The 23,447-nt window shown below is 72.0% G+C and carries 16 protein-coding genes; 6 read left to right on the plus strand and 10 right to left on the minus strand.

What is annotated here, in order from left to right; all coding sequences use genetic code 11:
• Positions 1-2 precede the first annotated feature (2 nt).
• The 7 genes from ACYX4T_RS27700 to ACYX4T_RS27730 all read right to left on the minus strand — a co-directional run bounded on the left by ACYX4T_RS27700 (position 3) and on the right by ACYX4T_RS27730 (position 10,917).
• A complete protein-coding gene (locus ACYX4T_RS27700) occupies positions 3-1,109 on the minus strand; it encodes a mandelate racemase/muconate lactonizing enzyme family protein (protein WP_476012419.1) in 1,107 nt (368 codons plus the stop codon).
• An 83-nt stretch (positions 1,110-1,192) separates the two neighbouring features.
• Positions 1,193-2,080, minus strand: coding sequence for a dioxygenase family protein (locus tag ACYX4T_RS27705; RefSeq protein WP_476012420.1), 888 nt, complete (start codon positions 2,078-2,080; stop codon positions 1,193-1,195).
• Positions 2,081-2,105: 25 nt separating this feature from the next.
• The gene (locus ACYX4T_RS27710; RefSeq protein WP_476012421.1) at positions 2,106-4,832 is read right to left on the minus strand and encodes a helix-turn-helix transcriptional regulator; all 2,727 of its coding nucleotides are present in this window, start codon (positions 4,830-4,832) and stop codon (positions 2,106-2,108) included.
• Between the two features lie 20 nt (positions 4,833-4,852).
• Positions 4,853-7,660: a benzoate 1,2-dioxygenase electron transfer component BenC gene (gene benC / locus ACYX4T_RS27715; RefSeq protein ID WP_476012422.1), complete on the minus strand. Its 2,808-nt coding sequence runs from the start codon at positions 7,658-7,660 to the stop codon at positions 4,853-4,855.
• Positions 7,661-7,673: 13 nt separating this feature from the next.
• The gene (gene benB / locus ACYX4T_RS27720) at positions 7,674-8,219 is read right to left on the minus strand and encodes a benzoate 1,2-dioxygenase small subunit (protein ID WP_476012423.1); all 546 of its coding nucleotides are present in this window, start codon (positions 8,217-8,219) and stop codon (positions 7,674-7,676) included.
• Positions 8,220-8,221: 2 nt separating this feature from the next.
• Positions 8,222-9,589 carry a benzoate 1,2-dioxygenase large subunit gene (gene benA / locus ACYX4T_RS27725; protein ID WP_476012424.1) on the minus strand — a complete coding sequence of 456 codons (1,368 nt, stop codon included), beginning with the start codon at positions 9,587-9,589 and terminating at the stop codon, positions 8,222-8,224.
• 407 nt (positions 9,590-9,996) lie between these two features.
• Positions 9,997-10,917, minus strand: coding sequence for a LysR family transcriptional regulator (locus ACYX4T_RS27730; RefSeq protein ID WP_476012425.1), 921 nt, complete (start codon positions 10,915-10,917; stop codon positions 9,997-9,999).
• Between the two features lie 153 nt (positions 10,918-11,070).
• Here ACYX4T_RS27730 and solA point away from each other — a divergent pair, with 153 nt between their 5' ends.
• The 6 genes from solA to ACYX4T_RS27760 all read left to right on the plus strand — a co-directional run bounded on the left by solA (position 11,071) and on the right by ACYX4T_RS27760 (position 18,314).
• Positions 11,071-12,264, plus strand: a complete 1,194-nt coding sequence (gene solA / locus ACYX4T_RS27735; RefSeq protein ID WP_476012426.1) for an N-methyl-L-tryptophan oxidase — start codon at positions 11,071-11,073, stop codon at positions 12,262-12,264.
• Positions 12,265-12,309: 45 nt separating this feature from the next.
• On the plus strand, positions 12,310-13,641 hold the full coding sequence (locus tag ACYX4T_RS27740) for an aromatic ring-hydroxylating oxygenase subunit alpha (protein ID WP_476012427.1): 1,332 nt from the start codon (positions 12,310-12,312) through the stop codon (positions 13,639-13,641).
• Positions 13,638-15,062 carry an aldehyde dehydrogenase family protein gene (locus tag ACYX4T_RS27745; RefSeq protein WP_476012428.1) on the plus strand — a complete coding sequence of 475 codons (1,425 nt, stop codon included), beginning with the start codon at positions 13,638-13,640 and terminating at the stop codon, positions 15,060-15,062. Before ACYX4T_RS27740 ends, ACYX4T_RS27745 begins: the two co-directional genes overlap by 4 nt.
• Positions 15,059-16,249, plus strand: coding sequence for an NAD(P)/FAD-dependent oxidoreductase (locus tag ACYX4T_RS27750; RefSeq protein ID WP_476012429.1), 1,191 nt, complete (start codon positions 15,059-15,061; stop codon positions 16,247-16,249). Before ACYX4T_RS27745 ends, ACYX4T_RS27750 begins: the two co-directional genes overlap by 4 nt.
• A gap of 10 nt (positions 16,250-16,259) precedes the next feature.
• Positions 16,260-17,207 carry a PDR/VanB family oxidoreductase gene (locus ACYX4T_RS27755; protein WP_476012430.1) on the plus strand — a complete coding sequence of 316 codons (948 nt, stop codon included), beginning with the start codon at positions 16,260-16,262 and terminating at the stop codon, positions 17,205-17,207.
• A gap of 66 nt (positions 17,208-17,273) precedes the next feature.
• Positions 17,274-18,314 carry a mandelate racemase/muconate lactonizing enzyme family protein gene (locus ACYX4T_RS27760; protein ID WP_476012431.1) on the plus strand — a complete coding sequence of 347 codons (1,041 nt, stop codon included), beginning with the start codon at positions 17,274-17,276 and terminating at the stop codon, positions 18,312-18,314.
• A 33-nt stretch (positions 18,315-18,347) separates the two neighbouring features.
• On the opposite strand, the gene ACYX4T_RS27765 is transcribed toward ACYX4T_RS27760, so the two are convergent.
• The 3 genes from ACYX4T_RS27765 to ACYX4T_RS27775 form a co-directional block, all read right to left on the minus strand.
• Positions 18,348-20,771, minus strand: coding sequence for an aldehyde dehydrogenase family protein (locus ACYX4T_RS27765; protein ID WP_476012432.1), 2,424 nt, complete (start codon positions 20,769-20,771; stop codon positions 18,348-18,350).
• 27 nt (positions 20,772-20,798) lie between these two features.
• Positions 20,799-22,187 (minus strand): LLM class flavin-dependent oxidoreductase, encoded by a 1,389-nt coding sequence (locus tag ACYX4T_RS27770; protein ID WP_476012433.1) that lies wholly within the window; start codon positions 22,185-22,187, stop codon positions 20,799-20,801.
• Positions 22,188-22,460: 273 nt separating this feature from the next.
• The gene (locus ACYX4T_RS27775; RefSeq protein ID WP_476012434.1) at positions 22,461-23,261 is read right to left on the minus strand and encodes an IclR family transcriptional regulator; all 801 of its coding nucleotides are present in this window, start codon (positions 23,259-23,261) and stop codon (positions 22,461-22,463) included.
• Positions 23,262-23,447: the final 186 nt, after the last annotated feature.

Here is a 23,447-nt window from a genome sequence, read left to right on the forward strand (position 1 = left end):
GCCTACCCCCGCCCATCGGTGCGGTAGTGGGCGAGCTTGTCGGGGTCGATGGTGACGCCGAGGCCGGGGGCCTGGCGGGCGGTGGCGCGGCCGTCGGCGATCACCGGTGGCTCGGCGAGGATGTCGTCGGTCATGAGCAGGAAGTTGGTGACCTCGACGGGGTGGCGGGCCAGGGCGCGCTGTCCGCAGGCCAGGGCGGTGGAGGCGACGGTGCCGAGCATGCCGTCGATCTGGTTGCCGACGACCGTGGCGGCGCCCAGGCCCTCGCACAGCCCGACGATCTTCGCGGAGTCGGTGAACCCGGTGCGGGCGACCTTGACGCTGATGGCGTGCGCGTCGCCGTCGAGCAGGGAGCGGGCGACGCCGCCGAGGGTGATGGTCGACTCGTCGCCGACGATCGGGATCGGGCTCTCGCGCACGATCCGGCGCCGGCCCAGCACGTCGTCGGCGGGGTTGGGTTCCTCGAGCATGGTGACGTGGTGCTCGGCGAGGCGGCGGGCGGCGACGATCGCGGTGTCGGCGTCCCAGCCCCGGTTGGCGTCGGCGTAGAGCTCGACGGCGTCGCCGAGCTCGCGGCGCAGCTCGCGCACCGCGGCCATGTCGTGCGCGAGGTCGCGGCCGACCTTGACCTTGAACGCGGCGACGCCGTGGCGCTCGGTCATCTCCACGGCGTCGGCGACCATCTGCGCCGGCGTGCCCAGCCCGATCATGTGCGCGGCCGCGACGTCGTCGGCGGCGTGCCCGAGCAGCACGTGCACCGGTTGCCCGCACGCCTGCCCGGCGAGGTCCCAGAGCGCGACGTCGATCGCGCCCTTGGCGGCGTTGTTGGCGACGGTGCGGGCGAGGTCGGCGCGCAGGCGCTCGCGGGCGAACGGGTCGGCGCCGACGAGCAGCGGGGCGAAGACGTCGCGGACGACGGCGACGATCGAGGTCGCGGTCTCGCCGTAGGTGTAGGGCCGGGGCGGGGCCTCGCCGTGCCCGACCAGCCCATCGTCGGTGGTGATCCGCACCAGGACGTGGTCGGCGCTGGTGGCGACGCCGCTGGCGAAGGCGAACGGCCGCCGGTAGGGGACGGCGAGGGGGATCGCCTCGACGGACGCGATCTTCATGGTGAGGTCTCCGGTTGGGTCGGATGGAGGCGCGACGAGGTGGCCGGGTGGACGGAGCCGGCCCGGTCACCTCTGTCGCGGCCTCAGCTCTCGGGCTCGAGGACGAAGTCGCGGTCCGCGCGGATCTCGTCGCCGTTCCCCGTGGCCTGCGGGTCGAGGGTGAGCTCGGGCTTGTCGGCCGACGCGACGTCGTGGCCCAGGTAGGGGTCGCCGGTGAAGAACAGCTGGCTGGTCAGGGTGCGGTGCCCGGGGGCGGCGACGAGCAGGTGGATGTGCGCGGGGCGCCACGGGCTCCAGCCGGCGGCCTGGGTCATCTGCCCGGTGGGGCCGTCGAGCGGGATCGTGTACGGGGCGGGCCTGCGGGTGTGGATCTCGAAGCGGCCCTGGTCGTCGCAGCGCACGACGCCGCGCAGGTTGCCGGCCGGCGGCGTGGACGCGAAGCCGGAGTACCAGCCCTCGTCGTCGGTGTGCCAGATGTCCACGGTGGCGCCGGCCAGCGGCGTGCCGTCGGTGGCGGTGACCTGGCCGGCGAGGATCATCGGCGTGCCCGGCTCGTCGTCGCGCATCGGCAACGTGGCCGGGGAGTCGAGCTGGGCCTGCCCGTCGAGCCAGAACGGGCCGAGGATCGTGCCGAGCGAGCCCTGCTGGCTCTTCGCCGCGACCTTCTCGACCTCGTGCTCGAGGTAGACGTCGAGGAACAGCGGCCACTCGCCGGTGTCGGAGACCGCGATCAGCCACTGCTTGAAGGCGTCGAACTCCTCGTAGGTGACCTCGTGCTCGCGGATCGCGGCGCGGATGCCCTCGAGCGCGGCGCCGACGACGGCCGCGACGCGCCGCTGGTCGACCCCGCCCGCGGCGGGGCCGCGCTGGTTGGACGCGCCGGAGCGTGCGATCTCGGTGGCGTGCGCGCCGGCGGTGACGGCAGCCGAAGGGGAGGTGGGGGAGACGGGCTGGTCGTCGGTGGTGGTCATGTCTCTCTCCTGGTGGTGGACGGTGTCATGGCTTGTCGCGGGGGAGCCCGGCGAGCTCGGCACGTGAGCGGACGCCGAGCTTCGTGAAGATCCGGGTGAGGTGGTACTGCACGGTCTTGGGGGAGACGTGGAGCTCGGCGGCGGCGTCCTTGTTGGACAGGCCGCGAGCGACGAGGTCGGCGACGGCCGACTCCTGCGCGGTGAGGCCCTGCGTGCCGCGCTCGGGGCGGGACTGGTGCACCCCGCCCGCCCGCAGCTCCCGGTCGCAGCGGGCGACGTAGCTGCTGGCGCCGAGGGCGAGGAAGAGCTCTCGTGCCGTCGAGAGGATGGTGTCGGCTTCGCGTCGCTGGGAGAGCCGGCGCAGGGACTGGCCGTAGGCGTAGTGGGCGCGGGCCCGGTCCCACCGCAGCGGGAGGCTGTCGAGCGCGGCGATGGATGCCTCGAACGCGTCGCGGGCGGAGTCGAGGTCGCCCCGCGCCGTGTGGATGCGGCCCCGTGCCCAACCGAGTCGGGCGATCTCGGCACGGTTCTGCTGTTCGCGGGCGCGCTTCTCGTGGCGGGTCAGGAAGGCGTCGGCGTCGTCGAGGTGACCTTCCATCACCAGCGCGTTGGCGTACACGTCGCGCCAGGGCCACCACCCGGGCTGGGCGACGGCCGTGTCGTCCTGCGTGCTCAGCGGTGACAGGGCCCGAACCACCGCGGCGTAGTCGGCACGGACCTCGGCCATCGAGGCGCGGGCGAGGCGGCGGGGGACGGCCATGATCTCGTAGTCGTCCGCGCCGCTGTCGGCGTCGCGCAGGATCCGTTCGGCCCGCTCGGCGTCGCCGCGCAGGCTGTGGACCTGGCAGGCGGTCCACGCGAGCAGAGGAGTGACGATCGCGATCCCGGTCTGCTCGGCCCGGCGCAGGCCCTGGGCCACGGCGCGCAACGCGAGGTCCCAGTCGCCGGCGAGGAAGTGCACCCGGGCCAGCCAGCCTGAGGCCCACAGGGAGATGCGGGACGACCCGCCGAGGGTGGTCGTGGGGATGGCGCCCTCGAGCTCGGCGCGGGCCTCGTCCACCTCGCCGAGCACCAGGTGCAGCCAGCCGTGGCCCATCGTGACGCGTTGGAGCTGCGCTCCCTGACGGACGCGGTCGGCCATGACGCGGTACTCGGCGAGGCCGTCGTGCGGGTGACCGGTGGCGGCCGTGCCCAGACCGCGCATCGCGAGCGCCTCGACGGCCGCGGGGTGCTCGGGCCCGACGAGCTCGGTGGCGCGGTCGGCCCAGTCGACCAGCGCGCGACCGTCGCCGCGACACAGCGCGTCGAGGACACGGCGCTGGCAGATCCAGGCGGCGGTGTCGGGGTCGGATTCGGGCGCGCCGAGCTCCCATGCGCGGCCGAGAGCCCGCTCGGCCTGTCCGGTCCGGCCGAGCAGGATGGCGAGATAGCCGAGCACCGAGTTGCGGATCGCGGTGTCGAGCAGGTTCTCGATCGCCGGGATCATCGCCTCGGCCTCGAACACCGCGCCGGCGCCGATCATGGCGTCGACAGCCCTGATCAGGAGCAGCTCGCGGTCCGCGTGCCGATCGGTGAGCCGGCTCGCCTCCAGCAGCGCGTACGCCGCGTCGGACCAGGCGCCGTCGGCGGCCTTGCTCTGGGCCAGGTCGGCGAGCCGGCCCGCGAGGTCCGTGTCCGGGCCCGGCGTGGCCGCCGCGAGCAGCGCGAGCCGTCGGTGCTCCTCGGCGACGACCCCGGCGGCGCGCCGGCGGAGCTCGGCGGCTTCGTGCGGTCCCACCAGGTCGAGGACCGCGGCGCGGACCATGGGATCGGTCGGGCCGACCACGGGCAGCGATCGCCCGCCGAACCGGGTGACGAGCCCGTGCTTCGCGGCCTCGCTGAGCGGACGGAGCACGTCGTCGAGATCGGCCGTGCGCGCGACCTCGTCGAGGCTCGCCGGGTCGCCGAAGCACGCGACGGCCTCGACGAGTCGGCGCGCCGGAGCACTGAGGGCGAGCCAGGCCTCCTGCACGCGGACCGCGACCTCGCCAGGGGCGGGCAGGCGCAGGTCGGGCGCCTCCCACCGGTCGGCGGGGAGCTCGTCGAGCAGCGCGAGGACGTGGCGCGGGTTGCCGTGGGTGTGACGTCGGAGCCGCTCGGTCAGCCACGGCGGGAGGGGACGCCCGCGGTCGGCGCAGAGCTCCTCGAGCTCGTGCGACGACAGCGAGCCGAGCGACACGGTCGCGCCCGCGATCCGACGGAGGAGCTCCGTGGTCGCTGAGGCTCCGCGACCGGGCGACGCCGCGAACAGGACGACGGCCGGGACCTGACGGTGGTGTCGGACGAGGGTCGAGAGAGCGCGCAGCGACTCCTCGTCGCACCACTGGGCGTCGTCGACGACGACGAGGAGGTGCTCGTCCCCGCCCAGCTCGGCGAGATGACGCGCGGCGGCGAAGGAGTCGCCCCCATCGAGGGACTCGACGTCCCGGCCGAGCAGCTGCGCGAGGACCGCGCAGGGGCGGTCCGTCTCCCACTCGACGCCGGACGCCGTCGCCACCCGCCCCGGAGCCGCAGCTTCGGCCTCGGCGAGGAGCCTCGACTTGCCCATCCCGGGCTCACCGGTGACCAGTACCGTTCCCCGGCCCTGTACGACGACGTCGACCAGGGCCCGGCGGACCTCCTGGCGCTCGTGCGGGCCACGCGGCACGCCGTCGAGCAGGCGCGTGTCACCGTTCGGACGCTCCGTCTCACCCGCCTCCGGAGGTATCGCCATCGCCATCGTCGGTGATCCGATCAGCCGAAGTCGCCGCCGGCCACGGGCAGCACCGTGCCGGTGATGTAGGAAGCCTCGGGGGAGGCCACGAACGCGAGCGCCGCGGCCTGCTCGTCGAGGGTGCCGTAGCGCTTCATCAGCGACGACTGCGTGACCTGATCGACCATCTCGTGGCGCCACTGGACCTCGTCGTCGGACGCCGGCGCCGGCCCCCGCGCGGTCTTCCGCTCGGGCGCGTCGGTGCCGCCCGGCGCGGTGGCCACGACCCTGACCCCGTGCGGCGCGAGCTCCATCGCCAGCGCGGTGGTGATGGCGTTGACGCCTCCCTTGGCCGCCGAGTAGGGGACGCGCAGGATGCCCCGGGTGGCGTTCGACGAGACGTTCACGATGGTGCCCCGGCCCTGCTCGATCATGTGGGGCGCGACGGCGCGGCAGCACCACAGCGTGGGCCACAGCGAACGGTTGATCTCCGCCTGGATCTCCTCGGGCGGGTACTGGTCGAAGGGCTTGGCCCAGATCGTGCCCCCCACGCCGTGGATGGCGACGTCGACGCGACCGAACTGCTCGATCGCCGCGTCGACCACCGCCCTGGCGCCGTCCCAGGTCTCCAGGTCGGCGATGACGGCCACCGCGTCGCCGACGCCCTCGGAGGGGTCCTCCGTCAGCTCGGCGGCGAGCTCCTTGACGGTGTCGGCACGGTCGGCGAGCACGACGAGCCCGCCCTCGGCATGGATGCGCCGCGCGGTGGCCTCGCCGATGCCCTGGCCGGCCCCGGTGATCACCACGACCTGGTCGCGGAAGCGCCCCGGGGTGATGAAGCGCGGCCGGCGCGACGCCAGCCGTTCGTCCATCGCCCGTCGTGTCGTGGCCTTCGACCTCTCGGCGTGCTCGGAGATCAGGCGCCGCGCCCCGTCACGATCGCCGGACTCGAACGCGTCGACGATGTCGAGGTGGTCCTGCGCGCAGCGCGGGTCGCACCACGTCGCCGAGCGCAGGGAGTCCTCCATGTGCCCCTTCACCCCGAGGTCCTGGTACGCGTGCAGCAGGTGCTCGTTGCCGGTGAGGGTGAACAGGTAGTCGTGGAAGGCGGCGTTGGTCTCGGTGTAGGCCGCCGCGTCGGTGAACCGTTCGTTCTCGACGTCGACATAGGGCACCGTCGCCTGGGCGAGCACGCGATACCCGGCGACCTGCTGCGAGGTGATCCGACCGATCGTGAGCTCGAGCGCGCCCAGCTCGAGGGCGCGGCGCGCGTCGAAGATCGCGTCGGACACCTGGATGGACGGGTGCTGCTGGCCGATCTCGTAGCCGTCGGTGGTGACGGTGCCCGGGACGGCCTCGGCGGCCGGCTCCGGCGCGCGGGGCGCGACCAGCGGCTCGACCACGCTCGTGGCGAAGACGTCCTGCCCGAGGATGCCCCGGGCCCCGTCGGCCACCAGCAGCTCGTCATCGTCGGACACCACGGAGACACCGTCGTCGTGCTCGGCCCCCGGCAGCACGACCCGGCCGAGGAGCCGGCGGGGCAGGTCCTCGACCGGACTGCCGTCGGGCAGATCCGACGCGGCGGTCATCTGCGCGTCGGGACCCACCTCAGCCAGCTCGACCCGCGGCAGGACCGTCTGGCCGTCGAGCTCCCGGCCCTCGAGGCTCTGCAGGAGTTCCACCGACGGCTCGGAGTCGAGGGGCACCACGGCTGAGGGCCGCATGTCGTCGGTCCGCAGCTCCTCACCCACGGGGCTCTCGACGGTGGGGGTGCTCGCGTCGGCCTCGGGCTCGGCCCCCTCGACGTCCTCGGCGTGCTCCTCGGAGTCCGGCTTGGCGGCGAGCGCGAACTTCTCGTAGTAGAAGCCGGCGGGCTCGAAGCCGCGATCGGAGAAGTCCGAGCGCACGGCGTCGACCATGGGCGGCGGCCCGCACAGGTAGACCGAGGCGTCTCCGCTGTGGAGGTGTTCGTGCTCGGTGTGCGCCGTGACGTAGCCCTGGCGCTCGGCGGCCGTGTTCTCGTCCGCCACGGTGTACGCCCAGGTGAACGCGTCCATCTCCTCGTCGAGGGCGGCGAGGGTGTCGAGCTCGACGACGTCGTCGTCGGTGGTCGCGCCGTAGATCAGGTGCACCGGTCGCTCGCTGCCCGACGCCTCGAGTCGGCGCAGGATCGACAGGATGGGGGCGAGGCCGGTGCCCCCCGCGAGCAGCAGCAGCGGCGCCTCGGACTCGCGCAGGAAGAAGCTGCCGTGCGGACCGGTGAACTGCACCGAGTCACCGGTCGACGCCCAGTTCTCCAGCCAGTCCGACATGACCCCGCCCGGGGAGAGCTTGATCAGAAAGGTCAGCTGCTCGTCGTCCGGGCCGCTGGAGAACGAGTAGGAGCGTGTCTGGTCGGTTCCCGGCACAGCGATGTTGACGTACTGACCCGGCAGGAACACCAGTTTGTCGCGGTCGTCGCAGTCCAGCGTGAGCGACATCGTCGTCGACGAGAGCCGCTGCACGTCGACGATCGTGGCGGTGAAGCTACCCGCGCTGGTCTTCGCGACCGCCGAGGTGGTCGGGATCTGCAGCACCAGGTCCGTCTTCGGGCTCATGCTGCAGGTCAGGACGTACCCGTCGGCCTCCTCGTCCGGCGAGAGGGCGTCGGAGACGTAGTCGCTCATCTCGAACTCGCCGGACTCCCAGCGGGACTTGCACGTCCCGCAGGCCCCGTCGCTGCAGTCCACCGGAATATTGATCTTCGACCGGTAAGCCGCGTCCATGACCGTCTGACCTTCGCGGCACCGCACGAAGCGGGTGACGCCGTCCTCGAAGGTCAGAGCGACGTCGTGCGTCGGTGCACTCATCGCTCGAGCCTCCTCAGAAGTGATAGATGTCCACGACGTGGTGGATGTAGTCGTTCTTGAGCACCACGGTCTTGCGGCGGATCAATGGCGACGGTCCGGAGAAGTCGATCGTGTAGAACGATGTGCCGTAGTACGGGTCGACCGTCTTGTAGCGGAAGTACATGGTGTGCCAGTTGAAGCGCACGTCCACCAGGTCGCCGCGGCGCTCGATGACCTCGACGTTCGAGATGTTGTGGCTGGTGCGCGGCTCGGGAATCGAGGTCGCGCTCGAGCGTTCCGTGCGGATGCGGAACACCCGGTCCTCGAGGCCGCCCTTGTTCGGGTAGTAGATCAGCGAGATCTCGCGCTGGGGGTCCTGGGTGAGCTTGTCGTCGTCGTCCCAGCACGGCAGCCAGTACACGACGTCGTCGGCGTAGCACTCCAGCCAACGTTCGAACTCGCGGTCGTCGAGATAGCGGGCCTCGCGGTAGAGGAACTGCTCGATGATGTTCTGGGTGATCAGGGCGTTCCCGGTGGCGCCGGTGGAGCCCTGGGCGGCGCTGTTCTCTGTCGTCGTCATGATCAGGCCTCCTTCTCGGTCGCCAGTGCGGCGCGCATCGTCTCGAGCCAGTAGCCGTGCTGGACGGGGTAGAGGCCCTCGTCCTCGTTCTTCGCGCCGGAGGAGATGACACCGCCCATGCCGAGCGACTGGGCGACCTCGTCCGGGCCGTCGATCCAGTGCTGCACCCCGCGGGTCATGTCGTTCCACGGGGCAGTGGTGGCCTGGAAGGTCAACTGACAGGCGCGGAACTCTTCGAGGTCGTCGGGGGTGGCCATGCCCGAGGCGTTGAAGAAGTCCTCGTACTGGCGGATGCGGTTGGCGCGGGCCTCGTCGCTCTCGCCCTTCGGGGCGATACAGTAGATCGTGACCTCGGTCTGGTTCGGCGCGATCGGGCGGAAGTGTCTGATCTGGGTCGAGAACTGATCCATGAGGTAGACGTTCGGGTAGAGGCAGAGATTGCGGGACCCGCGGACCATGAAGTCGCCGGTGGCCTCGCCGAACTGCTCCTTGAGCTTGTCGATCTCGGTGAAGAGCGGCTGGTCCTCGGGGTTGGCCTTCCAGGTCCAGAGGCACAGGTGGCCGTTCGGGTACGACCAGTAGCCACCCCCGGACTTGCCCCAGCCGCCGGCGTCGAGGGCCTTGGTCTCGTTCTTGGACTCGCCGCTCGAGCGGCGCGACGTGGTCGCGGCGTAGTTCCAGTGCAGCGCGGTGACGTGGTAACCGTCGGCGCCGTTCTCCGCCTGGACCTTCCAGTTGCCGTCGAAGGTGTAGGTCGACGAACCCCGCAGCACCTCCAGCCCGTCGGGCGACTGGTCGACGAGCATGTCGATGATCTCGGTGGTGTCGCCGAGGTGCTCCTCGAGGGAGACGACATCGGCGTTGAGGCTGCCGAACAGGAAGCCGCGGTAGCTCTCGAACTTCGGCACCTTGACCAGGTTGTGCGACCCGTTGGTGTTGAAGCTCTCCGGGTAGCCGGCGCCCTCCGGGTCCTTGACCTTGAGCAGCGTGCCGTCGTTGCGATAGGTCCAACCGTGGAACGGGCAGGTCAGCGTCTTGCGGTTGTCCCGCTTCTTGCGGCACAGCATCGCGCCGCGGTGCGCGCAGGCGTTGATCAGGCAATGAAGCCCGCCGTCCTTGTCGCGCGTGATCATGATGGGCTGGCGGCCGATGTAGGTCGTGAAGTAGTCGCCGGGCTCGGCGACCTGGCTCTCGTGCGCGAGGTAGACCCAGTTGCCCTCGAAGATGTGCTTCATCTCGAGTTCGAAGATCTCTTCGTCGGTGAAGATGCGCCGGTTGGCCTTCACCACCCCGGACTCGCGGTCGTCGACGACCGCGTCGTCGAGGATCTCCGCGACCGTGGGGCCGACTCGGTCGAGGCTCTGCGTCATCGCACCCTCCCAGGTGGTGGACGTCCGGGTGTCCGGACCGGGAAGTTCTGCCGTCGACGGTGCTCGACGATGGCGCCGGACACACCAGGCATGTGCCTAGTCCTCAGCTAGGAACCACCCTGGTGACGGACGTCGGCCCAGGCGTTCTCCTAGTGCCGACCACGGATCGCGTCGATGCCGATCGGTCACTCGCGGACTCGTTGGGCAATCAGCGCGCCCAGGGCGAGGCGGACCGGTCGTCGTCCGGACATGATCGCCGCCGAGGGCGGGCCGACGACGGCCTCGACCTCCGACCCGACCATGGCGCGTCAACCGGAGGCGAGCTCGAACGCGATGTTCACCTCGAGCGTCCGCACGTCCATCCCGACCACGTGACCGGCGCCGACCCGGCGGCAACGATCACACGATCACCCGAGCGCCGGGAGCCCCGTCTCGGTGACGTGGCGCAGGGCGTCGAGGCCCGCGGCGATGGTCGGTTGGTCGCGGCTGCCGGCGCGCACGGCGGCGACGACGCGGCGGGTCGGCACGGGGTCGGTGGTGATCGGGATGCGGCGGGTGTCGTGATGGGCGGGCAGGTCGGCCAGGCGCGGGACGAGGGCGACGCCGAACCCGCGGGCCACCAGGGCCGCGCCGGTGTCCCACTCGTCGGCGAAGTGCGCGATGTCGGGCGCGAACCCGGCCGCGGCGCACGCGAGGGTCACGAGCTGGTGGTAGGCCCGCCCGGGGGTGCCGCAGATCCACGCGTCGCCGGCGAGGTCGGAGAGCGCGACCCGGCGGCGGCCGACCAGGGGGTGCTCGGGGCCGACGAGGACGTCGAGCGGCTCGTCGTAGAGGGCGTGCTGGTCGAAGGCGGTGTCGGAGGCCGGCGGGATGCTGGGGGTCGCGACGACCACGGCGAGGTCGGCCTCGTCGGCCGCGAGCAGGTCGAACGAGCGGGCGGGCTCGCTCTCGCGCAGGTGCACGCGCAGCCGTGGGTGCTCGTCGCGCAGGTGCTCGAGGGCCCGGGGGACGACGACCGCGGCGGCCGAGGAGAACGCCGCGAAGCGCAGGGTGCCGCCGACCGCGCCGGCCCGGTGGGCGGCGAGGTCGGCGCGGGCCTGCTCCCACTGGGCGGTGAGTGTGTCGCCGTGCTCGAGCAGGGTGCGGGCGGCCGGGGTCGGGCGGACCCCGCGCCCGACCGGCTCGAGCAGCGCCACGTCGAGCTCGCGGGCGAGGGCCTGCATCTGGTGCGAGACCGCCGAGGGGGTGAGCCGGCAGACCTCGGCGGCGGCGGTGACGGTGCCGTGGCGGGCGATGGCCGCGAGCACCCGCAACCGCCGGTCGATCATGTACACAACGTACAAGATCAGAGGTTCGACGTTGCGATGGACGCGGACGGAAATCGCCGCTGACACTGCAGAGGCACCACGGGGTCACGGCTGCCTCGCTGGTGCTCCATCACCCCCGCCGGGGCGATCCCTCGGCTGTTGCAGGAGTCAAGGATGTCCGCCTACCGCGTGATCGTCGTCGGCCTCGGGGGTCTCGGGTCCGCTGCTCTCTTCCGCCTCGCCTCCGCTGTCGGCTCGCAACCCGGCGGCGTCCTGGGGATCGAGCAGTTCGAGCTCGGGCACCACCGCGGCGCCTCCCAGGACCACTCCCGGATCATCCGGCTCGCCCAGCACCAGGAGGCGTACGCCGCCCTGGCCGCCCCCGCCTACAAAGCCTGGTACGAGGTCGAGGCCGAAGCGTGCCAGCAGATCGTCACCCCCACCGGCGGGCTGGTGATCGAGGACCGGGACGAGCGCCGCGGCACCGCGACCGGCACCCGCAACATCGAGGGCTACACCGCGATGTTCGACCGCCACGGGGTGGCCTACGAGCGCCTCGACGCCGACGAGCTGACCGCGCGCTGGCCCCAGTTCCGCACCCACGACGGCGTGGCGGCGCTCTACCAGCCCGACTCGGGCATCGTCGACGCCGCGCGGGCCAACGCCGTGCACATCGCGCTGGCCCGGGCCCACGGGGCCGAGGTCCGCGCGAACACCCCCGTGCGCGCAATCCGGCCCGACGGCGAGGGCGTCGCGGTGGTCACCGACGCGGAGACCCTGTACGCCGACCGCGTCGTCGTCGCGGCCGACGCCTGGACCAACCAGGTGCTCGCCGAGACCGGCGTGCAGTTCCCGCTGACCGTGCTGCGTGAGCAGGTCACGTACTACGCCACCCCGCACCTCGCGGAGTTCGCGCCGTCGCGGTTCCCGGTGTTCATGTGGCACGGTCGGCACAACTTCTACGGCTTCCCGGTCTACGGCGAGGTCGCCACGAAGCTCGGCCAGCACATGGGCGGCGACGAGACCACCGCCGACACCCGCACCTTCGAGCCCGACCCCGTGCGGCGCGAGCGCTACGCCGACTTCGTGGCGCGGCACGTCCCGCGTTTCGGGGGGCCGGAGCTGTACTCGAAGACCTGCCTGTACACGGTGCCGCCGGACCAGAACTTCATCCTGGACACGCTGCCCGAGCACCCGCAGATCACGGTCGCCAACGGCGCCGGTCACGCGTTCAAGTTCGCCGCGCTCATCGGGCGCCTGCTCGCGGACCTGGCCCTGGGTCACGAGCCGTCCCACCCCGTGGACGCCTTCTCGATCACCCGCCCCGCGCTGACCGACTCGTCGTTCCCCCGCAGCTTCCACGTCTGAGCAGGCCTTGAGCGCGTCAGCACCACCGAGAGGAGCCCGACAGCCATGACGAGCGACACCACGACCGGCCGCACCGCTCGCGTCGACCCGTACGCCGCGCTCCCGGCGCGGCCCGTCGACCCGGCCCTGTTCACCGCGGAGAGCACCTACGCGCCCACGCGGCTGCCCGTCGAGCTCGCCTCGACACTGCTGCCCGACGCCTACACCAGCCCGGAGTTCTTCGCCCTCGAGCAGCAGCGCCTGTTCACGACCTCGTGGGTGGCCGTGGGCATCACCAGCGACGTCGCCAAGCCCGGCGCCTGCATCGTCGTCGAGGTCGCCGGACGCTCGGTCTTCGTCACCCGCAACCGTTACGGCGAGCTGCGCGCCTTCCACAACCTGTGCCGCCACCGCGCCACCAAGCTGCTCGACAACGACGCCCGCGAGGTCGGCAAGCGCGGGCGCATCCGCTGCCCGTACCACAACTGGACCTACGACACCGACGGCACGTGCCTCGGCACGCCGCTGTTCGAGGACTCCGACGTGCCCGCCGGCCAGGAGCCGATCTTCGACACCTCGGTGGCCAAGGGCTTCGACCGCGCCGACTACGGACTGCTCGAGGTCGCGGTCGACTCGTGGGGCCTGTTCCTGTTCGTCAACCTGTCGCCGGACCCCGCGCCGCTGGTGACCCAGCTGGGGGACCTGCCGGAGCGCTTCGCCGACCACCGCCTCGACGAGTGGGTCACGCTACGGACGCTCACCTACGACGTCGCCGCGAACTACAAGCTCATCGGCGAGAACTTCATGGAGTACTACCACCTGCCCTGGGTCCACCCCGAGCTCAACCAGGTCTCCAAGTTCTCCGACCACTACCGCTGGCAGGGCCCCGGCAAGTACACCGGCATGTGCACCACGCCGGTGTCGCGCAACACCGACGCCGGCGGCTGGGACGGCCTCGCGCCCCTGTCGTTCCTCGGCCCGCAGGACGCCGACAGCGGCCGGTTCGTCTGGCTGTTCCCCGGCACCGCGCTGGTCGTGCTGCCCAACCACGCCTTCGTGCTGTTCAACCGGCCCGTCGCGCCGAACCGCACGGTCGAGACCGCGGTCCTGCTCGCCCACCCCGAGTCGCTCGACGGGACGGGCGGGGACCACACCGCCGCTGAGGGGGTGGAGCAGCTGGCCAAGTTCTGGGACCTGGTCAACCGCCAGGACCTCGAGATCGTCGAACGCGTCCAGGAGGGGCTGGAGAACCCCGCCTACCGCGGCGGACGGATGTGCTTCCGCTTCGAGGAGCCGCTGCACCGCTACCAGAACATGGTCGTCGACCGGATGGTCGGGATCGATCGGGTGCCCGGGGGTGACGAGGACACCATGACCCGTATGTTCCCCGACCCGTGAGCACCGCGACGCTCACTGACCAGGACAGCCTGGCCGTCGAGGACCCCTCCACCGGCGAGGTGATCGCCCACGTGGCGCGCGGCAATGGTGAGGACATCGACCGTGCGGTGGCCGCCGCCCGGGCGGGTGCGCGACGAGCCCGCCGGCGCACCCCGTCCGACCGTGGACGCATGCTGCGGGACCTCGCCTCCGAGCTCGACGGCGCCCGCGAGGAGCTCGCCCGCCTCGAGACCCGGGACACGGGCAAGCCGCTCTCCCTCGCCCGATCCGAGATCGCGGGCTGCGTCGCCTACCTCGACTACTACGCCGGCGCCGCCGACAAACAGCACGGCACGACGATCCCGCAGGGCCCGGGGTCGCTGGCGTACACGGTGCCCGAGCCGGTCGGCGTCACCGCGCACATCGTGCCGTGGAACGCGCCGCTGTCGATGCTGTGCCGCAGCGTCGCCCCGGCGCTCGCGGCCGGCAACACCGCGGTGGTCAAGCCCGCCGAGCAGACGCCGCTCACGGCGCTGCGCTTCGCCGAGCTCGCTCTCGCGGCCGGGCTGCCGCCCGACACCGTCGTCGTCGTGACCGGGCTCGGCGCCGAGGCGGGCGCCGCGCTGGCCGCCCACCCCGGCATCGGGTCGCTGACCTTCACCGGTTCCGTCGTCACCGGCCGCGCCGTGTTGCGGGCCGCGGCCGAGCACATCACCCCTGTCGTGACCGAGCTCGGCGGCAAGTCCCCGCAGATCGTCTTCGCCGACACCGACCTCGACGACGTCGCCGGCCAGGTGGTCACCGGCTTCACCGCCAACAGCGGGCAGTACTGCGACGCCGGGACACGCTTGCTCGTCGAACGATCGGTCCACGACGAACTCGCCGAGCGCATCGCGCTCCGAGCGTCGGAGCTCACTCTGGCTCCCGGAATCGACGACCCGGACCTGGGCCCGATGGTGTCGGCCGCACACCACCTGCGCGTCAACGACTACCTCGAGCTCGGTCGGGTCGAGGGCGCGACGCGGGTCGATCGGCCGCAACGGGTGCCCGACGGCGGCTACTTCGTGCCGCCCGTCGTGTTCACCGGCGTCACGCCGAACATGCGCATCGCCCGAGAAGAAATCTTCGGACCGGTGCTGGCAGTGCTGCCGTTCGACGACGAGGAGCAGGCGATCACGCTCGCCGACGGCACCGACTACGGCCTGGGCGTCGGTATCCACACCCGCGACGTCGACCGCGCGCTGCGCGTGGCCGACCGCGTCGACGCCGGCTACGTGATGATCAACGAGTACTTCGCCGGCGGCCCGGCCGTCCCGTTCGGTGGGACGAAGCTCAGCGGCACCGGACGGGAGCGCGGGCTCGTCGCGCTCGACAGCTACCTCCGCCACAAGACCGTCGTCGCCCGTGTCGGGCGCGCCCCCGGACAAGGAGAGCCATCGTGAGTACGGACGTCGCCGATGTCGTCGTCGTGGGCGGCGGGCTGGAGGGCTGCGCGGCCGCGTGGGCGTTGACGCAGGCCGGCGTCACCGACGTCACGATCGTCGAGCGCTCCACGGTCGGTGCCGGGGGCACGGGCAAGTCCTCGGGTGTCGTGCGCTGCCACTACGGCGTCTCGTCGCTGGCAGCGATGGCGACCCGCAGCCTCGAGACGTTCGAGAACGCGCACGACGTGCTCGGGGCGGACGTCGGCTTTCACCAGACCGGGTACGTGGTCGGGGTCGGCCCGGCCAACGTCGACGCACTACACGCCTCGATGGCCGCCCAGCGCGCCGTCGGGGTGCGTACTGAGGACATCGACCACACCGAGGTGCGCAAGCTCTGGCCGGTCGCCGACCTCGAGCCCTTCGCGGCCTTCGCGTGGGAAGAGCGCGGCGGCTACGGCGACGCCTACCAGACTGCCCAGGCCTTCGCGGGAGGCGCGCGTCGGGCCGGCGCGCGACTGCTTCAGGGCACGTGCGTCACGGCCATCCGCACCTCCGACGACCGGGTCACCGGCGTGGACCTCGCCGATGGCAGCACGATCGCAGCAGGGCACGTCGTCCTCGCCGCAGGCCCGTGGTCGGTAGCCCTGCTCTCCGCGCACGGAGTCGAGCTGCCCATCACCCCGCACCGCGAACAGATCGTGCTCGTCGACCCCGGTCAGGACGTCGGTCCCGTACCGGTGTTCTCCGACCTCGTGTCCCTCCAGTACATCCGCCCCGAGGGCGCGAACCAGCTCCTGTTCGGCAACTCCGACCTCTCGGTGCTCGAGCCGGCCGACCCCGACCGGTACTCGAACCGGGCCACGAACGCGTTCGTCGACCTCACGGTCGACAAGGTCGGCGACCGTCTGCCGGGCCTCGCGAACCCGGCGATCGCCGGGAGCTACGCCGGCTGCTACGACGTCACGCCGGACTTCAACCCGGTCATCTCGCGGACCGAGCTCGACGGGCTCATCGTCGCCGCCGGGTTCTCGGGGCACGGCTACAAGATCTCCCCGGCGGTCGGGCGGCTCGTCGCCGACCTCGTCATCGACGGGCAGAGCTCCGACGCCGACGTCCCCGCGGCCGATTTCCGTCTCTCCCGGTTCGCCGAGGGCGACCTGCTCACCAGCCCCCACCCCTACGTCGGCGCCGGCCAGATGCGTTGAGGAGACCACGATGGACCTGATCATTCACGAGCGGCGCGACGAGGCCGACGGTGTGGTGTCCCTGATCCTCGGCCGGGCCGACGGGGGTGAGCTGCCGACCTGGGCACCGGGCGCGCACGTCGACGTCACGCTCGGCTCCGACGCCGAGGACAGCGTCGTCCGCCAGTACTCGCTGTGCTCCGACCCCGGCGACCGGCAGCGCTGGCGTCTCGGCGTCCTGCGTGAGCCGTCGAGCCGCGGGGGCTCGCAGTACGTGTTCGACAAGCTGCACGACGGCGACATCGTCCAGATCAGCGAGCCGCGGAACCACTTCGCGCTCGAGGCGGCCGCGCGCTACGTCTTCGTCGCCGGCGGCATCGGGATCACCCCGATCCTGCCGATGATCGCGGCTGCCGAGGCGGCGGGCGCGGACTGGACGCTGCTCTACGGCGGGCGCACCCGGAGCTCGATGGCGTTCGTCGACGAGCTCGCCCGCCACGGCGACCGGGTCACCCTCGCCCCGCAGGACGAGGTCGGGCTGCTCAACCTCGTCGGGCTCCTCGCGGCCCCTCGTAGCGACACCCTCGTCTACGCCTGCGGCCCGACCCCGATGCTCGACGCCGTCGAGGCCATCACGGCGGGATGGCGTCCGGGCAGCCTGCGCGTCGAGCGGTTCACGCCGAAGGCGATCGATGACACCGGCAGTGAGACCTTCGAGGTCGAGTTCACGAGCAGCGGCATCACCGCGACCGTGCCGCCGGACCGCAGCATCCTGACCGTGGCGGAAGAGGCCGGGATCGCGGCGCTCTGGTCGTGCCGCGAGGGCACCTGCGGTTCGTGCGAGACGCCGCTGCTCGCCGGTCGCGCCGAGCACCGTGACTCGCTGCTCACCGACGAGGAGAAGGCCGACCAGAACACGATCTTCATCTGCGTCTCGCGGGCCGAGCGCGGATGCGACCGGCTCGAGCTCGAGCTCTGAATCGTGCGCATCGCCGAGATCCACGTCTACCAAGTGGATCTGCCGTTGAGCGGCACGGTCTACCGGATGGCTGACGGCGCCCGCACGGCACTGGACTCGACGATCGTGCGGATCGTGTCCGACATGGGCATCGCCGGGTGGGGGGAGACGTGCCCGGTCGGTCCGACCTACGCGCCCGCGCACGCGCTCGGGGCGCGAGCGGCCCTCGCGCAGATGGCGCCGGGCCTCATCGGGCGAGCCGTGACCGGTCCCCTGGAGATCCGACGCGCGCTGGACGGGCTCCTCGACGGGCACCACTATGCCAAGGCCGCGATCGACATCGCGGTCCACGACCTCCTCGGCCGAGCCCACGACATGCGGGTGTGCGACATGCTCGGTGGCGTGACGCGCGAGCGCGTCGACTCCTACTACTCCCTCACGATCGGCGATCCGGACGACGTGGCCGCCCTCGCCGCGGAGAAGATCGCCGAGGGCTACCCCCGCCTCCAGGTCAAGATCGGTGGCCGCCCGGTGGACGCCGACATCGAGACGATCCGGAAGGTCTGGGAGGCCACGGGATGCACCCGGCTGGCCGTCGACGCCAATCGAGCGCTGCCCGCCCGTGACGTCCTCCGGATCGACCGCGAGTGCGTCGACATCCCCCTCGTCCTCGAGCAGCCCTGCAACACCATGGAGGAGATCGCCGCGATCCGCGGGCAACTGGACCACGCGGTCTACCTCGACGAGAACACCGAGTCCCTCGGCCACGTGCTCCGAGCCATCTCCCTCGGAGTCTGCGACGGGTTCGGACTCAAGATCACCCGCCTCGGCGGTCTGGGCGCCACGGCCACCGTGCGTGACGTCTGCGAGGCCCGCTCGATGCCCCACACCTGCGACGACTCGTGGGGAGGGGACATCATCGCTGCAGCGTGCACGCACCTCGGGGCCACGGTGCAGCCACGCCTGTTCGAGGGGGTCTGGCTGGCCGCTCCCTTCATGGACGTCCACTACGATTCGAGCCACCCCGTGCGGGTGACGGGAGGGAGCATCCCGCTACCGACCGGGCCCGGTCTCGGCATCACCCCCGACGAGGGCGTGTTCGGTGACCCCGTCGCCTCCTTCGCCTAGCCCGACGACGCGTCCCCGACCCCGCCCCGCCGCCTACCGCACGCCGTCCCGCCGCCCGTGGTGGTGCATGACGTGCTTGGTCCGCGAGAAGTCGTCCAGGGCGTAGATCGACAGGTCCCGCCCGTAGCCCGAGCCCTTGAAACCACCCCAGGGCACCTCGCTGGAGAGCACGAGGTGGGCGTTGACCCAGACCGTGCCGAAGTCCAGCCGGCCCGCGACGTCGTGGCTGCGCCGGGCGTCGTCGGTCCACACCGAGGCGGCCAGGCCGTACGGGGTGGCGTTCGCGCGGCGGACGGCCTCGTCCTCGCCGGTGAAGGTCTCGACGGTCACGACCGGTCCGAAGATCTCCTCGCGGGCGCACTCGGCGCCCTCGGGGACGTCGACGAGGACCGTGGGCGGCACGAACCACCCGGGACCGGGCGACGGCGTGCCGCCGAGTACCGCCCGGATGCCCTGGCGCGCGGCCCGCTCGAGGTACCCGGCGACGCGGTCGTGGTGGGCCCGGGAGACCAGCGGGCCGATCTCGACGTCCTCGCCCGCGCCGGGCTCGCCCACGACCAGCGTCCCGACCTCGCGGACCAGGTGGTCGACAAGCTCCGCGGCCACGTCCTCGTGCACCAGGACCCGGCAGTCGGCCCCGCACCCCTGGCCGGAGTTCCAGAACCCGGCGGCACGCAGCGACACGGCCGCGGCGGCCAGGTCGGCGTCCGGGAAGACGACGACCGGTGCCTTGCCCCCGAGCTCCAGGTGCACGCGTTTGAGCGACTCCGCCGCCCGGCGCGCGACCGAGCGACCACTCGCGACCGATCCGGTGAGCGCGATCATCGCGACGTCGGGGTGGTCGGCGAGGCGACCACCCACCTCCGGGCCGTAACCGGTGACGACGTTGAGCACCCCCGGCGGCAGCAGGTCGGCGGTCAGCTCCGCGAGCCGGAGCGTCGTCAGCGGCGTCTGCTCCGACGGCTTGATCACCAGAGCGTTGCCGGCGGCGAGGATCGGGGCGATCTTCCAGGCGGCCATCATCAGCGGGTAGTTCCAGGGCGTGACGACGCCGACGACGCCCAGCGGTTCGCGCAGGATCACCGACAGGTGGTCCTCGACGTAGGTCCCGGCCCCCTGGGTGGTGAAGCCCCGGACCGCGCCGGCCATGAACCGGAAGGTGTCGACGCTGCCGGCGACGTCGTCGCGGGAGACCGCGAGTGGCTTGCCCGTGTTGACCGACTCGAGGACCGCGAGGTCCTCGGTGTGCTGCTCGAGCCGGTCGGCGACGGCGTGCAGGGCCGCGGCGCGGTCCCTCGGTACGGTCGCGCCCCAGCCGGCCTGCGCGCGTCGCGCGACCGCGACGGCGCGATCGACGTCGGACGGGGTCCCGGCGACGACGGCGGTCACGGCGACCTCGGTGCAGGGATCGACCACCTCGATCCAGGCGTCCCCGTCGCCGGGACTCGTTCCTCCGTCGATGACGTGCCCGCGCGCCGGCAGCAGCCGCGGATCGAGCAGCGACCGTCCGCGCCGCACGGGCGTCCCGTCGGTCCCGCGACGTGCGATGTGGGCGGGGGAGTCCCCCACCACCCGGGCGCCGGCCGCGCGCAGGAGGTCGGCCAGTCGTCCGCGGTGTGACACGTCCAGCTCCTGGACCGGAGGGCGGGGCTCACCGACGGGGACGCCGACGAGTTCGAGACCGGCCTTGACCGCCGCGATGTAGTTGACGGTGTCCAGGAACGCGCAGATCGGGAAGAGGTCGGCCCACAGCGACCGCGCCGCGGCCAGGTCACCGCGGACCGCGAGGGCCTCGTGGAGGTCGACGCACTGCCGGGGCAGGACGCTGGCCAGGCCCCACACCGCGGCCGGGGCCCCGCCGGCGAAGGCCGAGAGGGTCAGGCTGTCCCATCCGTTGAGCACCGCGCCGACGTCGGGATGGTGCTGGAGGTGGGTCAGGACGGTGATGTCCCCGCTGCTGTCCTTCACCGACGCCACGCCGGAGCGTTGCACCAGCTCGACGAGCTGGGCGGCGGTGATCTCGACGCCGGTCAACGAGGGCATGTGGTAGTAGGTGACCGGCACGTCGACCGACTCCACGATCGCGTGCACGTGGGTCACGAGCTCGTCGAACGTCGGCTTCTCGTAGTACGGCGGCGCGACCATCACGCCCGCCGCCCCGGCCTTCGCGGCGTGCACGCTGAGCTCGACGGCGGCCGCGGTCGTCGGCGCGCCGGTCCCGGCGATCACGGGGACCCGTCCGCGGGTCGCGGCCACGAACGTCTCGGTGAGGAGCGTGCGCTCGTCGGAGTCCAGGGCGGTGAACTCGCCGGTGCTCCCGCCGACCACGAGACCGCGGACACCTCCGTCGACGAGGTGCTCGGTCAGCGGGTCGACGGCGGACCGGTCGAGCGCGCCGTCGGGGCCGAGCGGGGTGGGGACGGCGGCCAGGATTCCGTGCAGGTCCAGGTCGGGCATGGGGTCGTCCTCCCGGGGGTGTGGCGATCAGGCGGAGGCCGCGACGACGGGGGCGTCGGCGGGCCGGTGCGAGGCCGGTACGTCGCGTCGGCGGACCACCCCGGGGCCGTAGAGCTTCTCGCGCAGGGTCGACCCCGCGTACTCGGTCTGGACGAGGCCGCGGCGCTGTAGCTCGGGGACGACGAGCTCGACGAAGTCGGCGATGTCCTGGAACTTCACGGCGTGGGCGAGGTTGAAGCCGACGACGCCGGTCTCGTCCTTCCAGGCGGTCAGCTCGTCGGCGACGGTGTGCGGCGAGCCGACGATCGTCGGGCCGGCGCCGCCGATGCCCACGAACTCGGCGATGTCACGGGGCGTCCACTCCTTCTCCGGGTCCATCGTGGAGAAGAGGTCGATCATGGTCTGGCCCGCGTCGGTGCGGACGTGACGAAGGGGCACGTCGGGGTCGAACCGGGACATGTCCAGGCCGGCCCAGCCGCTGTAGCGGGCCATCGCCCCGGCGTAGCTGACGAGCCGCCGGTACGACTCGTACTTCGCGTGGGCCTGCTCGTCGGTCGGGGCGACGACCACGTTGAGCATCTGGAGCACCTTGAGCTCCTGCGGGTCGCGTCCCCGCTCGGCGGCCAGGGTCCGGAGGGAGTCGACCTGACGCCGCAGCGCTCCCTTGGTGATCGCGTTGACGAAGACACCCTCGGCGCTGGCGGCGGCGAGCGCGCGCCCCTGCGACGAGCCACCCGCTTGGAAGATCACCGGTGTCCGCTGCCGCGAGGGCTCCCACTGGGCGAAGCCGGGCACGCGGAAGTAGGCACCGTCATGGTCGATGTCGTGGATCCGGGAGGCGTCGGCATACACACCGCGCTCGGCGTCATGGACGGCGGCGCCGTCCTCCCATGACTCCTCCCACAGCCGGCGGCACACCTTCAGGTACTCCGCGGCCATGGCGTAGCGCTCGTCGTGGGGCACCTGGTGACCGCTGCCCAGGTTGCGCGCAGCGCTCGCGGAGTACGAGGTGACGAGGTTCCAGCCGGCGCGCCCTCCGGTGAGGTGGTCGAGGCTCGCGAAGCGTCGGGCCAGCGCGTACGGGTGCTCGTAGGCCGTCGAGGCCGTGACGCCGAAGCCGAGGTTCTCGGTCACGCTCGCCATCGCCGGGACCACGAGGAACGGGTCGACGAGCGGAATCTGAGCGGCGTCGGCCAGTGCCGAGGCGGGGCTGCCCTCGTAGACGTCGTGGTAGCCGGTGTTGTCGGCGAAGAAGACGCCGTCGAAGCGGCCGGCCTCGAGCATCCGGGCGTAGTCGGCCCAGTAGTGCAGGTCGGTGTAGCGGTGGCCACGGTCGCGCTCATGACGCCAGAGGCCGGCCGAGAGGTGTGCCGGGGCGCCGAAGTCGAAGGCGAAGAGCCGCATCCGGTCGGACACGATCGGTCTTCCTTTCAGGGCGGGACGGAACGGGCGGCAGCGATTGAACGATATGTTCAGTATGTGAGCACAAACAGGGTGCGATGCCACGGTCGACGCCGTCAAGGGCCGTGAAGCCGCAAGAGTGAGAGGAGCTTGCATTGACCACGGCTCTACGACGGTGCCATCCTGCGGCCGACAGATCGTTCACCAGTTGGACGGTTCGTTCACAAAACGAAGTACGCGTCGGTCCGAGCCGGCGCGTGGAGGAGGTGGCCTGGGTGTCGGCGCGACTCAGGTGTCGCGCCCGCTCCAGAGCTGAGCGGTGAGTTCGTCGACGGTCTTCTGCATCTCGAAGAGCGCCTCGGGAATCTGCTCGCGCCCGAAGCGGTTCCGCGGCCCGTTCAGGGTCAGCACTGCCACGAGGGCGCCCGCGCCGTCGCGGACGGGGCGCGACAGGGCGAGCAGGCCGTCCTCGAGCTCGTTGTCGATGATGGCGAAGCCCTGCTCCCGCACCTGCGCGAGCTCTCTCTGCAGGACCTCACGGTCGACGATCGTGCTGGGCGTGAACGCCTCGAGCGTCTCGGGCAGCGCTCGGACGACCGATCTGGGCTCCTGCTCGGCGAGCAGCACCTTGCCCGTCGAGCTCGCGTGGAGGGGGTAGCGCTCGCCGATCATGTTGCGGGCGATGACCCCGACGACCCGCGAGCCCGACGCCTCGGCGACGAGGTCGATGCCGCCCTGCGGGTTCGGCACCGAGAGGGTGACCGACTCGTCGAACTTCTCCGCGAGTCCCTCCAGCAGCGGTTGGGCGCGGGCGACGAGGCCGGCGTAGGGGTCGGCGTGCCGTCCGAGGCGGGCGAGCTCCCAGCCGAGGACATAGGTGGTGTCGAGGCGCTCGACGAGGCCTTCCTGCTGCAGGCTGTGGAGCAGGCGGAACGTCGTCGGCCGGGTCAGCCCGGTGGCCCGCGCCAGAGCCGTCGCCGTAGCCCCCGACCGCGGGTGGTTCGCGAGCTCGCGGAGGAGCCGGACGGCCTTCCGCACCGAGCGGTTGCTCGACTCGGGCTGCTCGCCAGCCTCGGCAGAGTCGCCCATGCTGCCCTTCTCTCGACCACGGCGCCGGTGTACGTACGCCTCGGCGCCCGACGAGTGTAGTCAGCGTGTTCACCTGCTGAACGCCGGCAGGGCCCTGGGCCCACGGGCCGTGTTCGTTCTGCAGGCCTGCTCGAGGCCTTCCTGTGTCGACGATCCACACCGCGTCCGGCGCTGTGCCCGCCGCGT

The organism is Actinomycetospora sp. ABD4_176 (genome assembly GCF_056311855.1).